Raw genomic sequence first — 12,670 nt, forward strand, 5'->3', positions numbered from 1 at the left:
CCGTTCATCACGCGGAGGTGGCTGTGCTCAACCGTATCGGCGTTGTTGTCGGACTTCTGGCGCTCATAGCGTCGACGTTGGCGTTGCCCGCGACGGCGCGCCCTGTCGTCGGTGACGCGACGCTCAGCCAACCCGTGCACTCGCTCGCGGAAGCGGTGCGCGAGACGGTGTGGGTGGACATCGGCCTGGACGGAGACCGGGACGGCGTTCGCGACCGCGTGGCCGCGGACATCGTGCGGCCGAAGACCGCCACCAAGGTCCCGGTGATCATGGACGCGAGCCCGTACTACTCGTGCTGCGGGCGCGGCAACGAGTCCGAGCTCAAGACCTACGACCCCAGCGGTCGTCCGGTCGGTTTCCCGCTGTTCTACGACAACTACTTCGTGCCGCGCGGGTACTCCGTCGTGCTCGTGGACCTGGCCGGTACCAACAGGTCCGAGGGCTGCGTCGACGTCGGCGGCCGGTCGGACGTGACGTCGGCCAAGGCGGTCGTGGACTGGCTCAACGGCCGGGGAACGGGCTACGACAGCAAGACCGGCGGCAAGGCAGTCTCGGCGACGTGGTCGACGGGCGCGGTCGGCATGATCGGCAAGTCCTACGACGGAACGATCGCCAACGGCGTCGCGGCGACGGGAGTCGACGGCCTGCGCACCATCGTGCCGATCGGCGCGATCAGCTCCTGGTACGACTACTACCGCGGCGACGGTGTGCCGCTGCGGCGCGGCGGTCCTTCCGGGCTCGCGAAGACCGTGGAGGAAGGCGGGCGTGCCGACTGCGCCCACGCGAAGACCGCACTGGACCAGGGAACCAACGCCAACGGTGACTACACCTCGATGTGGGCCGAGCGCGACCACGTCAAGGACGCGAGCAAGGTGAAGGCGAGCGTCTTCGTCGTGCACGGGCTCGGCGACATGAACGTCATGACCCTCCACTTCGGACAGTGGTGGGACGCGCTGGCGAAGGCCGGGGTGAAGCGCAAGATCTGGCTCAGCCAGACCGGGCACGTCGACCCCTTCGACTTCCGCAGGGCGGAGTGGGTGCGCACGCTGCACCGCTGGTTCGACCACACGCTCCTGGGCGCTGCCAACGGGATCGACACCGAGCCGATGGCGGACGTGGAGCGCGCTCCTGACACGTGGACCACCGACAAGGTCTGGCCGCCGACGAGCAAGCTCACCGCGGTGCGCCCGCAGCCGGGAACCACGGCGGGGCTCGGCAAGCTCGCCACAGCGCCTGCCGCTGAAGGGAAGACCGAGCAGCTGACCGACAACGGCCGGACCGACGAGTACTCGTGGGCGTTGCAGCCCAACGCTTCCTCGCCTTCGCGCGTGCTGTTCACCACCGGCTCGCTGAGCAAGGAGCTGCGGCTCTCCGGCACCGGTTCGGTCACCGTCACAGCCACCTCCTCGACGCCGACCGCACACCTGACCGCCGCGCTGGTCCACTACGGCCCCAACACGATCCGCGACTACCGGAGCAGCGAAGAGGGCATCAGGACGCTCGACACCGAGTCGTGCTGGGGCGAGAACCGCGACGGCGACAACGCTTGCTACAAGGACACCGCGACCACCACGAAGCAGGTCGATCACGAAGTCCTCGCGCGGGGCTGGGCAGACCTCAGCAACCACTCCTCGCTCAGCAGCAGCGCGCCGTTGCGGCCGGGACAGCGCTACACGATGACGTTCCGGCTCTCCGCGCTGGACCACGTGATCCCGGCGGGCCACCAGCTCGCGGTGATCATCGGCGGCACCGACAGCTCGTACATCACCGCCCCGGCGCAGCTGCCCAAGATCACTGTCGACCTCAGCCGCACCGCCTTCAACCTCCCACTCGTCGGCGGACTGCCCGCGGCGAACGGGAACTCGGCACCCGAAGCCCGATCCGGGCTGCCCGCACCGACCGCGCTGCCCAACGGAGAGCGCTGATCCGACCGTTAACCCGATCGTGGCCCTGCGGCGCGAACCGCGTCCGCAGGGTGCACGGCGGGCCTATCTTCACCCCCGTGGCTAAGTCCTCTGCGGCGGTTCTCGCCCTGGCCCTACTCGCGCTGACCGGGTGCACGAGCACCGTGGCCGGTGAACCCGCGGCGCCGGAAGGAGTCTCGGCCGGGATACCGGAGACACCGGCGATGTGGGCGTCGACCCAGATAGACCCGTGCAAGCTGCTCGCGGCGCAGCCGGGAACAGCGTTCTCGGTGAAGCCGCACAGCTGCGCCGTCGAGGCGGACGGCGCGAAGTCGCGGATCGTCGCGAGGGTCGGGACGGCGTTCGACCACAGCTGGCGCAAGCGCTCCGCACCGGTCACGGTCGGCGGGCTCACGGCCTACCAGCGGATCGACGCGTCGAAGAGCACCTTCGACGACACCTCGTGCAAGGTCGACATCCCGCTCTCCGCAACGGTTTCCGTGCAACTGGAAGCACGCGCGAGCGATGCGGCCGTTGAGAGCGGGTGCGCGAGCGCGAGGGCCGCCGCGACCTCGGCGGCCGGGTTGCTGGCGAAGCCCGAGGGCTTGACCCGGGTCATGCAGAACACGTTGGGGCACTGGGATCTCTGCGATCTGCTGACGAGCGCGCTCGGCGAGCAGGCGTCGCGGGAGGAGCCGGCGCTCAACCGCGACAGCTGCAAGACCGAGGGAATCTCGTCGAGCCAGGTGTCCCTGGAAGCCACCACCGGCACGGACCCGGTGAGCGACGCGCGCGCCAACCCTCAGGGCGCCACCTTCGTCCAGCTCCAGGGAACCGAAGCGACACAACTGATCTCGGGCCTAACGTGCGTGCTCGAGTGGACGCAGGAGCGTTCTCCCGTGGAGCGACCGGGCTACGAGGTGCAGCGGATGCGGCTCGCGGCCGAGCAGTGCCCGCGCTCGGTGGAGGCCGCCAACAAGATCCGCCTGAAGCTCGCGGGGAAGGCACCGGCGCCACCCGCGCGCCCCGCGAAGCTGGGCTTCCCCGAGGGCACGCCGGACGAGTCGTCGGACCGCGCGTGCCAGGTGCTGACCTACGTCGAGCCCGGGGATTGCCGTGCCGCCAAGGGAATCGCCGCGCCGAAGGGCATCGAGGCGAACATGACCGCCGCGCGCGGTGCGGAGTCCTCCGACGTCGCGTGCGCGTTGCTCGGGCCGGCGCTGCGCGAGGTGACGGGGCAGGAGCCCGTGCTGGCGAGCAAGGGCAAGTCGTGCGTCGGCCGCCCGAAGGACTTCACGCTCGACGTGCAGCTGGTCGTCGACGCGGACTCGTCGCTGAACGAGGCCTGCACGATGGGCCTGGCCCGGCAGACGGTCTCCCTCTCCGGCAAGCCGTCCGTGTCGTGCGGGCCGTCCGAGTCGAGCCTGATGCTCACCGCGGGCGTGCGGGGCTCTGCCGAGGCCAAGGGCACCGTGGGCGTCTACGGAACTCTCGACGCACCGCGCGGCATCTCCGCAGAGCAGCCGAAGGACGCCGAGCGGCTCAAGGCGGTCGAGCGGATCGCCGAACTGGTCATCACCCGCCACTTCACGTCCTGACGCACCCGCCGGGCGGTGCGGCTACCCTCGCGGGTCGTGCGATTCGTGCTTGCCTCAGCCTCTCCCGCCCGCCGCGCCGTGCTCGGCGCCGCCGGGATCGACCCGATCGTCCGCGTCTCCGGAGTCGACGAGGACGCCGTCACCGCGGCACTCGGCGACGCCTCCCCGACCGACCTGGTGGTGGCGCTCGCCGAAGCCAAGGCGGAGGCGGTGCTCGGCGCCGTCGCGGCCGAGTTCCCGGACAGCGTGGTCGTCGCCTGCGACTCGATGCTGCTGATGGACTTCGGCGACGGGCCGGAGGTGGTGGGCAAACCGGGCACCGCCGAAGTGGCGCGCGAGCGCTGGAAGCACATGGCGGGCGGCTCCGGCGACCTGCTGACCGGGCACGCGGTGGCGCTGTTCCGCGACGGCGAGCTGGTCGCGCGCGCCAAGGGCTCGGCGTCCACGACGGTCCGCTTCGCCGACATCACCGACGACGAGCTGGAGGCCTACCTGGCGACGCAGGAGCCGCTGGCGGTCGCGGGCGGCTTCACGCTGGACGGGCTCGGCGGTTGGTTCGTGGAGGGCGTGGACGGCGACCCGTCGAGCGTCATCGGCATCAGCCTTCCCCTCACCCGGAAGCTCCTTGCGCAGGTCGGAGTGGGTGTGGTCACACTTTGGCGGGACTAGGGAAGCGCCTGGCCCCACCGATGGTTAGTTGAGGGCGAAATGAAGACTCCTCGGCTTCTTCTCACCAGGCGCCTGCACGTCGATCTGCGACGGCAGGCGAGTTCGCTCTGTCCGGGCTGACCCGCCCCGACCCCGAACCCACTCCCCCTCGAAGAAGCCGAGGAACCCTCCCGTGCTCAAGAAGATCCCCTTCTGGGTCCAGATCGTCGCAGGCCTCGTGCTCGGCATCGCGCTGGGCGTGCTCGCCAGGGTCGGCGAGCTGCCCTGGCTCGGCACCGCGCTGAGCACGATCGGCGGCACCTTCGTGCAGCTGCTCATGCTCGCCGTGGTGCCGCTGGTGTTCACCGCGATCGTGGTGAGCATCGCCAACCTCCGCTCCATCAGCGGCGGCCCCGGCACGGTCGCCAGGCTCACCGGCAAGACCCTGCTGTGGTTCGGCATCACCTCGCTGATCGCGGTGCTCGTCGGCATCGCGACCGGGCTGATCACCAACCCCGGCCAGGGCGTCGGCCTGACGCCGGACCCCAACTACAAGCCCAAGTCGCAGGGCAGCTGGCTGGACTTCCTCAAGGGGATCATCCCCAGCAACCCGGTGGACGCGTTCACCTCCAACGGCAAGGTCCTGCAGATCGTCTTCCTGGCCGTGGTGATCGGCATCGCCGCGTACAAGGTCGGCGAGAAGGCGGAGCCGTTCGTCGCGTTCAACCGCTCGCTGCTGGAGGTCGTGCAGAAGGCGCTGTGGTGGGTCATCCGGCTCGCCCCGCTCGGCACGCTCGGCCTGATCGGCAAGGCCGCGTCGCAGTACGGCTTCGACGTGCTCCGCCCGCTCGCGACGTTCACCATCGCCGTCTACGTTGCGTGCGCCGTGGTGCTGTTCGTGGTCTACCCGGTGCTGCTGCGCACGGTCGGCAAGGTCAGCCCGGCGAAGTTCTTCGCCAACGCCTGGCCCGCGATCCAGCTGGCGTTCGTGTCGCGCTCCTCGATCGGCACGCTCCCGCTGACGCAGCGCACCACCATCGACAACCTCGGCGTTCCCAAGGAGTACGCGAGCTTCGCGGTGCCCTTCGGCGCGAGCACGAAGATGGACGGCTGCGCCGCGGTCTACCCGGCCATCGCGGCGATCTTCGTCTCCCAGGTGTTCGGCGTCCCGCTGTCGCTGTGGGACTACGTGCTGATCGCGTTCGTGTCCGTGGTCGGCTCGGCCGCGACCGCCGGGCTCACCGGCGCCACGGTGATGCTCACGCTCACCCTGTCCACCGTGGGTCTGCCGCTGGCCGGAGTCGGTCTGCTGCTGGCGATCGACCCGATCCTGGACATGATGCGCACCGCGACGAACGTGGCGGGCCAGATGGTCGTCCCGGTCCTGGTGGCGCGCAGCGAGGGCACCCTGGACGACGAGGTCTACAACGCCAAGCGCTCCGACAGCGCGCTCGTCCCGGCCTGACCGGAAGCTCAGGCGAGCAGCCGGATCGCGGGGGCCTCGGTGCTCGCGGCGAGCGCCGCGGGCAGGGGTAGCCGAGGTTCAGCCGCACCCACGCGCTCGCAGATGAAGCAGTCCATGCTCATGACGAACGAGGGCTCCCAGTGCAGGTCGTGGAAACCCTTGCCGGAACCCAGGCCGGTCAGGGCAGCGGTGATCCTGTCCGAACTCCCTCAGCACTTGCGCAGCGCGGACTTCGCGGGCGCGAGTGCTGAGGGGTAGCCGGGAAGCCGGTCGAGCCTGCTGACCGGGGCGGTGCAGCCCATCTGCTCCGTCTCGGTCGACCAGACCTCGAGGAAGTACGACTCGCAGTAGGTGGCCCCGCTGCCGCAGGAGCTCTGCGCGGTGACCAGCTCGGCGACCCCGTTGCCGTCCACGTCGTGCAGGTTCATCAGGCCCGCCGTGGCCACGTAGGCCGACTGCGCCCGCTCCCACGACTCCGGACCGCGCACGAACAGCTCGCCGGTGACGGTGTCCCCCGCCTCACCGGAGACCAGGCAGACCGCGAGGCGGCCCTGCACGCAGCTGAGCGACTGAGGGGTCAGCCGCGCCGAGTACTGGCCGATGGTGACCTCGAAGATGCTGTGCGCGTTGTCCCTGCCGACGCGGATGCGCCCGTTGCCGCCGTTCTTGTCGGTCAGCAGCTCCACCTGGTCGCCCTCGACGCGCTGCGAGGCCAGCACCTTGCACGGGCCGGTGTTGCAGTAGAGCTGGCCCTGGGGCGCGGGCGCGGTGGTGGAGGTGGCGGGCCCGGCACCCGGCGGAGTGCCGCCTTCGGGGGTTCCTCGGAGGGAGGCGACGGCGATGAGGGCGGCGACGGTGACCACCGCGCTGGCCCACATGGTCACGACGACCGACTTCGGCGCGGACGACACCTCTCGCACACCACCCTTCGCCTGAATGGTTACCGCCCGGGAACGGCAACTGCAACGACGTCTGCGCGACACGTGAGGTTGCTCTCCAGTAGCCCCCCTCACCTGGACCCTAGACTCGCCGACGCGCGAGTCTGTTGACCGACGCGTCGTCACGAGGAGGTGCGGTGCCAGTGCGCAGCGACACGCAGGGCAGGGCCATCACGAAGGTGCTCGTCGCCAACCGCGGTGAGATCGCGGTACGGGTGATCAGGGCCTGCCGGGACGCGGGACTGGCCAGCGTGGCCGTCTACGCCGACCCCGACCGCGACGCGCCCTTCGCCCGGCTCGCCGACGAGGCGTTCGCGCTGGGCGGGAGCACCGCCGCCGAGTCCTACCTCAGCGTGGACAAGCTGCTCGACGTCGCCAAGCGCGCGGGCGCCGACGCCGTGCACCCCGGCTACGGCTTCCTCTCCGAGAACGCCGACTTCGCCCAGGCCGTGATCGACGCGGACCTGACCTGGATCGGGCCGACCCCGCAGGCGATCCGCGACCTCGGCGACAAGGTCACCGCGCGGCACATCGCGATGCGCGCGGGCGCCCCGCTGGTGCCCGGGACCAAGGAGCCGGTCAGCGGCCCCGACGAGATCACCGCCTTCGCCTCCGAGCACGGCCTGCCGATCGCGATCAAGGCCGCGTTCGGCGGCGGCGGACGCGGCCTGAAGGTCGCCCGCACCATGGAGGAGATCCCGGAGCTGTTCGACAGCGCGGTCCGCGAGGCCGTCGCCGCCTTCGGCAGGGGCGAGTGCTTCGTCGAGCGCTACCTGGACAAGCCGCGCCACGTCGAGGCGCAGGTGCTCGCCGACCAGCACGGCACCGTGATCGTGGTCGGCACGCGCGACTGCTCGTTGCAGCGCAGGCACCAGAAGCTGGTCGAGGAGGCCCCTGCGCCGTTCCTCAGCGAGGAGCAGCACCGCGACATCCACGAGGCCGCCCGCGCGATCTGCGCTGAGGCGGGCTACCACGGCGCGGGCACGGTGGAGTTCCTCGTCGGCCTCGACGGCACGATCTCCTTCCTGGAGGTCAACACCCGCCTCCAGGTGGAGCACCCGGTCAGCGAGGAGACCACCGGCATCGACCTCGTGCGCGAGCAGTTCCGCATCGCCGCCGGAGAGAAGCTGCGCTTCACCGAGGACCCGGCGCCGCGCGGGCACTCCATCGAGTTCCGGATCAACGGCGAGGACGCGGGCCGCAACTTCCTGCCCGCGCCCGGCACCGTCACCACCTTCGTCGCGCCCTCCGGCCCCGGCGTCCGCGTCGACGCGGGCGTGGAGTCCGGCAGCGTGATCGGCGGGCAGTTCGACTCGTTGCTGGCCAAGCTGATCGTCACCGGCGAGACCCGCGAGCAGGCCATCGAGCGGGCGCGCCGCGCGTTGGACGAGATGGTCGTGGAGGGCATGGCGACCGTGCTGCCGTTCCACCGCGCGATCCTGCGCGACGCGGCGTTCACCGAGAACTTCACCGTGCACACCCGGTGGATCGAGACGGAGTTCGACAACAGGATCGAGCCGTTCGGCGGCGCGGCTCCGGCCGAGGACATCGACATCCCCCGGCAGAGCGTCGTGGTCGAGGTCGGTGGCCGGCGCCTGGAGGTCACCCTGCCGGGAGACCTGGCGATCGGCGGCGGCAACGGCGGTGGCGCTGCCGTGAAGTCCAAGCCCCGCAAGCGTTCTGGCGGCAAGGCGACGGCAGCCGCTTCCGGCGACGCGGTCACCGCGCCCATGCAGGGCACCATCGTGAAGGTCGCCGTCGAGGACGGTCAGCACGTGGAGGCGGGCGAACTGCTCGTGGTGCTGGAGGCCATGAAGATGGAGAACCCGGTCACCGCGCACAAGGCGGGCACCGTCACCGGACTCACCGCCGCTCCCGGCGACGCCGTCGGGCAGGGTGTCGTGCTGTGCGAGGTGAAGGACTGAGCGGGCGCCCCAGCCTGCTGCTGCTCGACCTGGACGGGGTGCTGCGGGATTTCGGTCCCACAGCACCCATCGAGGACGCCCACGGCCTGCCGAGGGACAGCCTGGCCGCAGCGGCTTTCGCCGCCGACGTGCTGGGCCCCGCGATCGTGGGCCGCATCGACGCCGAGCAGTGGTGGGCGGCGGCACGCGACCGGCTCGCCGCCGATCACTCCACTGTGGACAGTGCGCGGGCCGGAGCCGCGATGCGCGCGTTCATGCGGCCCGGCGAGGTCGTCCCCGAGGCGCTGGAGCTGGTCCGCCGGGTCCGCGCGGGCGGGTGCAGGGTGGCGCTGCTGACCAACGCGACGAGCCGTCTGGAAGCCGATCTCCGCTCGCTCGGCCTGGACCGCGAAGTGGACGCGGTGGTCTCGTCGGCGCGCATCGGCAGGGCGAAGCCGGACCCCGAGTCCTACCGCCGCGCGCTTCGCGTGCTCCAGCACTCCCCGTCTGCGACGCTGTTCTGCGACGACGCGGCCGAGAACGTCAAGGCGGCCACCGCGCTCGGCATCGACGCCGTGCACGTGCCGACGACGACCTCGCTGCGGGAGGCGCTGAACTCACGCGGCCTGCTCGACACCGGACCACACCCAGGGGAGTCCACTGTGGACGAAGAGTCTCCTTTGCTCGTCGTGCTGAACGACAGGGAGGACGCGGAGGACGTCGCCGACCAGCTGCTCCGCGAGGGCTGGGCGCCCTGCACCGTGCACAAGCAGCTGCTGGCCGGCGAGGACGACGCCGAGGACGCGGATTGGGTGATCCTGGTCGAGACCACTCCGGAGGGCCTGCCCGCGGTCTGCTCGAAGGACGAGCTGGACGAGCTGGCCGAGCTGCGCGACGGCTTCGTCACCGACGCGGGCTGACCACCCGGACGAGGGGTACTGGCCGATCGGCCGAGGGGCGCCGGGTCCGGCGCTGGCTAGCGTCGTGCGCATGACGCAGCCGCTGGACCCGCAGACCCGCATCGGCGACACCGAGCGGGCGGAAGCGCAACGGATGCTCGGCGAGCACCTGGAGGCGGGCCGCCTGAGCTCGGAGGAGTACGGGGAGCGCGCCGCGCTCGCCGGTACCGCGAGGTTCGCCGCCGACCTGCTGCCGCTGTTCGCCGACCTCCCCGGGCACCACCGCAGCCCAGCACCGATCTCCTTCGCCCCCCAGCAGCCGCCGCAGCGCATGGCGAGCGCTCAGCTGAGCCCGCCGATCCAGGCACTGGTGATCTCCGCCGCCGTGTTCATGACGGGCTGCGTCGGCGCGTTCGGGCTGACGGTGCTCACCGGGCTGTCGGCGCGCGGGCTGTTCCAGCTCGTCGCGCTCGTCGGGGTGCTGTCCTCGATGCTCTTCGTCGCGCTCGGACTGGTGCGCATGCTGCGGCCGGGTCCCTCCCGCCCTTACGATCAGCAGGGTGGGTGACTCTTCCTCCCCGGACATCCGGATCGGCGACGTCGAGCGCGCGGACGCGCAGCGGTTGCTCAACGAGCACCTGACCGCGGGCAGGCTGACCCCGGAGGAGTACGGGGACCGCGCGACCCAGGCGGCGGGCGCCCGCACCCAGGGCGACCTGATCCGGCTCTTCACCGATCTGCCCGCTCCGCACCCCGCGTTCGGGGTGCCGAGGGCGGTGGACGTGCACACCCCGCCGCCCCCGCCGGTGTCCTACGCGCCGAGGATCGAGCACCCACCTCCGGCCAAACGCGGCCCCAGCACGTGGATGATCGCCGCGGTCACGGTGCCGATCATCGTGCTCGGCGTCGTGGTCACCATCCTCGGCACCTTCGGCTCCAGCTCGTTCGTGATCGGCCTCGTCGTGGTCGGCGTCGTGTTGCTGTTGTTGTTCGGCGGAGGCTGACCGGCGCCCGTGGACGCGCCTACCATTCATTCTTGTGAGCGAACTCGATCCCTCCCTGCTCCGCGTCGGTGACACGGAACGGGAAGCCGCCGTCCAAGCCCTCGGAAAGCACTTCACCGCCGGGCGACTGGACGTCGACGAGTACGGCGAGCGCACGGCGAAGGTCACCACCGCCCGCACCCAGGGCGAGCTGCTGGCCGTCTTCGCCGACCTGCCGGAGCCGCACCCCGACCTCAGCGGCCTCGTTCCCCGTGCCGCGGTTCCCGCCGTCGTCGAGGACTCCGGTGACGAACTGGAAGTGCCGAACCAGTCGAAGGCGCAGCGGATCACCGCAGGTGTCATGGCGGTGTCGTGGGTCGCGGTCGTCCCGCTGTTCTTCCTGCTCGGCACGTGGATGGTCTTCCTGGCCCCGCTCGCGCTGTCGCTGTTCCTCGGCGCCGTCTGGGGGCCGCACTGGAACAACCCGGAGGAGCGCGCGAAGCAGCGGCGCAAGCACCTCAAGAGGCAGCTCAAGCACCGCGAGATGCACGAGGACATGCGGCGCGAGATCCAGAACCACCACCGTGAAGTCCGCGACCTGCACCGTGAGCGGCGGCGCTCCAACGACGAGGGCTGAGCGCGTGGAGCCGATCGAGATCAACGCGGGCAACCACTACCTGCGAGCACTGCGCGCCGACGACCGCCTGGACGATCGGCCCGCGCTGGTGAGCGCGTTCGCCGACGAGGCGATGCGCCGCTGGATCTACCACTACAGCGTGCCCGACCTGGAGGCCGCCGGGCGCTACGTCGCACTGCGCACCCGAGAGTGGGCCGATGACGAGCGATGCTCGTGGGCGGTCGCGGAACCCACGACGGGCGAACTGCTCGGCGAGGTCGGGCTGAAGAACCTCGACCTGGACGCGGGTACCGCCGAGGTGGCGTGCTGGACGCACCCGCTGGTCAGGGGCAGGGGCATCGTGACCGAGGCGATCGGCGCCGCGCTGCGCTTCGGTTTCGGGGCGCTGGACCTCAAGGAGGTTCGCTACGCCCACGCCGAGGGCAACACGGCCTCCGCCCGGGTCGCGCTCAAGTGCGGCTTCACCCTGCTCGGCCAGCTCCCCGGGCAGACCGAGGTCGACGGCCGGCCCGCGCCGCTGGTGGTCTGGCGGCTGCGCCTGTAGGGCGTCGCTACCGTACGCCGCATGCGCGCACTCGGAGTCCTCATCGCGATCCTGCTCGTCGCGGGGTGCACGGCGGCTCCTGCGGACAACGCGAAGCCGAAGCGGACCCGGGTGGACGAGCCGCTGCCGACGACGGCGCCGATCTCGCTGCCGCCGCGCCCGCGCGAGGTCAAGCTCGACCGCGCCGACCCGTGCAAGCTGCTGACCGCCGCACAGCGCAAGGACCTCGGCATGGACCGCCCGCCCCAGCCGGGCACCAACCCGAACATGGGCGAGGCCAAGGTCTGCGACTTCCGCGACAGCACCCGCGCGCTCTCCGTGCGCATCGGCCTTGTGCTCATCCAGGGCGTGGAGGTGTGGCTCGACGAGACCGCGCAGGCCGACGTGACCCAGACCCAGATCGGCGAGTTCCCGGCGGTCGTGGTGCGCACCGCCGCGCAGACCGGCTTCTGCAACGTCGACGTGGACGTCGCGGCCGGGCAGTTCCTGGACGTCCAGTTCGGCAACGCGGGCAGTGCTCACCCACCGTCGCTGGAGCAAATGTGCTCCCGCGCTCAGGAGGTTGCCCAAGCCGCCGTGCGCACCCTGATCAGCGCAAAGTGAGTGACCGGGTGCGGTGAGCGACTAGCCCGGTCCGGGGTTCGTCACGGGAACCGTTCCACGTGATCACGGACAGTCGCTACAGTGACCCCGGCAAGTACGTCCGCGCGCAGGGACCGGGAGTGCACCGTGCCGTTCTCCAACGCCCCGAAGGGCGACCTGTCCCGCCAGCTGGCCGACTCCGAGGCGGTCTCCGGTGGTTCCGGGCAGCGGATGAAGGTCGAGAAGGCCGCGATCCCGACCATGCGCAAGGCCTTCCAGCGCGCGCTGGACCGGCTCACCCCCGAGGTCGGCCAGGCCCGCTCCGACCTGCGCATCCGCCCGTGGGCCGGTGACCCCGTCAGCGCCGAGGCCGCCGAGCGCTTCAACGACCGCTCCGTGGACAGCGGCGAGGCCGCGCTGGGCGCCCTGGAGGGCTACCAGCAGCAGCTGAACAACGCCGTGAGCGCGCTGGAGCAGATCGAACGCGGCTACCGGCGCATGGAGAGCGGCAACCGGGACCTGATGGACGGCAAGCAGTCCGGCTGCTGAGGCCGACTTCCGCGCTCGC

The 12,670-nt window shown here is 71.0% G+C and carries 14 protein-coding genes; 13 read left to right on the top strand and 1 reads right to left on the bottom strand.

Features of this window, described 5'->3' with window-relative positions:
- Positions 1 to 23 precede the first annotated feature (23 nt).
- The 5 genes from ABD798_RS04285 (at position 24) to ABD798_RS04300 (ending at position 5,615) form a co-directional block, all read left to right on the top strand.
- Positions 24 to 1,925 carry a Xaa-Pro dipeptidyl-peptidase gene (locus ABD798_RS04285; protein WP_425549158.1) on the top strand — a complete coding sequence of 634 codons (1,902 nt, stop codon included), beginning with the start codon at positions 24 to 26 and terminating at the stop codon, positions 1,923 to 1,925.
- A gap of 77 nt (positions 1,926 to 2,002) precedes the next feature.
- Positions 2,003 to 3,502: a hypothetical protein gene (locus tag ABD798_RS04290; protein WP_344871176.1), complete on the top strand. Its 1,500-nt coding sequence runs from the start codon at positions 2,003 to 2,005 to the stop codon at positions 3,500 to 3,502.
- A gap of 36 nt (positions 3,503 to 3,538) precedes the next feature.
- Complete coding sequence (locus tag ABD798_RS04295; protein ID WP_344871177.1) at positions 3,539 to 4,171, top strand: Maf family protein; 633 nt, start codon at positions 3,539 to 3,541, stop codon at positions 4,169 to 4,171.
- 39 nt (positions 4,172 to 4,210) lie between these two features.
- The gene (locus ABD798_RS37180; protein ID WP_425549184.1) at positions 4,211 to 4,291 is read left to right on the top strand and encodes a putative leader peptide; all 81 of its coding nucleotides are present in this window, start codon (positions 4,211 to 4,213) and stop codon (positions 4,289 to 4,291) included.
- Positions 4,292 to 4,343: 52 nt separating this feature from the next.
- Positions 4,344 to 5,615, top strand: a complete 1,272-nt coding sequence (locus ABD798_RS04300; protein WP_344871179.1) for a dicarboxylate/amino acid:cation symporter — start codon at positions 4,344 to 4,346, stop codon at positions 5,613 to 5,615.
- 209 nt (positions 5,616 to 5,824) lie between these two features.
- Here the strand turns inward: ABD798_RS04300 and ABD798_RS04305 are convergent, their stop codons facing one another.
- The gene (locus tag ABD798_RS04305) at positions 5,825 to 6,535 is read right to left on the bottom strand and encodes a hypothetical protein (RefSeq protein WP_344871181.1); all 711 of its coding nucleotides are present in this window, start codon (positions 6,533 to 6,535) and stop codon (positions 5,825 to 5,827) included.
- 155 nt (positions 6,536 to 6,690) lie between these two features.
- Here ABD798_RS04305 and ABD798_RS04310 point away from each other — a divergent pair, with 155 nt between their 5' ends.
- The 8 genes from ABD798_RS04310 to ABD798_RS04345 all read left to right on the top strand — a co-directional run bounded on the left by ABD798_RS04310 (position 6,691) and on the right by ABD798_RS04345 (position 12,651).
- Entirely contained in the window at positions 6,691 to 8,478 is a 1,788-nt protein-coding gene (locus ABD798_RS04310) for an acetyl/propionyl/methylcrotonyl-CoA carboxylase subunit alpha (protein ID WP_344871183.1), read from the top strand.
- Positions 8,460 to 9,377, top strand: a complete 918-nt coding sequence (locus ABD798_RS04315; RefSeq protein WP_344871185.1) for an HAD-IA family hydrolase — start codon at positions 8,460 to 8,462, stop codon at positions 9,375 to 9,377. The genes ABD798_RS04310 and ABD798_RS04315 overlap by 19 nt, the downstream gene beginning before the upstream one ends.
- Positions 9,378 to 9,447: 70 nt before the next feature.
- Positions 9,448 to 9,924 (top strand): DUF1707 SHOCT-like domain-containing protein, encoded by a 477-nt coding sequence (locus tag ABD798_RS04320; protein ID WP_344871187.1) that lies wholly within the window; start codon positions 9,448 to 9,450, stop codon positions 9,922 to 9,924.
- Positions 9,917 to 10,360, top strand: coding sequence for a DUF1707 SHOCT-like domain-containing protein (locus ABD798_RS04325; protein ID WP_344871189.1), 444 nt, complete (start codon positions 9,917 to 9,919; stop codon positions 10,358 to 10,360). Before ABD798_RS04320 ends, ABD798_RS04325 begins: the two co-directional genes overlap by 8 nt.
- A 34-nt stretch (positions 10,361 to 10,394) precedes the next feature.
- Entirely contained in the window at positions 10,395 to 10,976 is a 582-nt protein-coding gene (locus ABD798_RS04330; RefSeq protein WP_344871192.1) for a DUF1707 SHOCT-like domain-containing protein, read from the top strand.
- Positions 10,977 to 10,980: 4 nt separating this feature from the next.
- Positions 10,981 to 11,520 (top strand): GNAT family N-acetyltransferase, encoded by a 540-nt coding sequence (locus tag ABD798_RS04335; RefSeq protein ID WP_344871194.1) that lies wholly within the window; start codon positions 10,981 to 10,983, stop codon positions 11,518 to 11,520.
- Positions 11,521 to 11,541: 21 nt separating this feature from the next.
- Positions 11,542 to 12,123 (top strand): DUF3558 domain-containing protein, encoded by a 582-nt coding sequence (locus ABD798_RS04340; RefSeq protein WP_344871195.1) that lies wholly within the window; start codon positions 11,542 to 11,544, stop codon positions 12,121 to 12,123.
- A gap of 81 nt (positions 12,124 to 12,204) precedes the next feature.
- Positions 12,205 to 12,651 (top strand): transcriptional regulator, encoded by a 447-nt coding sequence (locus tag ABD798_RS04345; RefSeq protein WP_344871196.1) that lies wholly within the window; start codon positions 12,205 to 12,207, stop codon positions 12,649 to 12,651.
- Positions 12,652 to 12,670 lie beyond the last annotated feature (19 nt).

The sequence above is a fragment of the Allokutzneria multivorans genome (genome assembly GCF_039537405.1).
GTDB lineage: Bacteria > Actinomycetota > Actinomycetes > Mycobacteriales > Pseudonocardiaceae > Allokutzneria > Allokutzneria multivorans.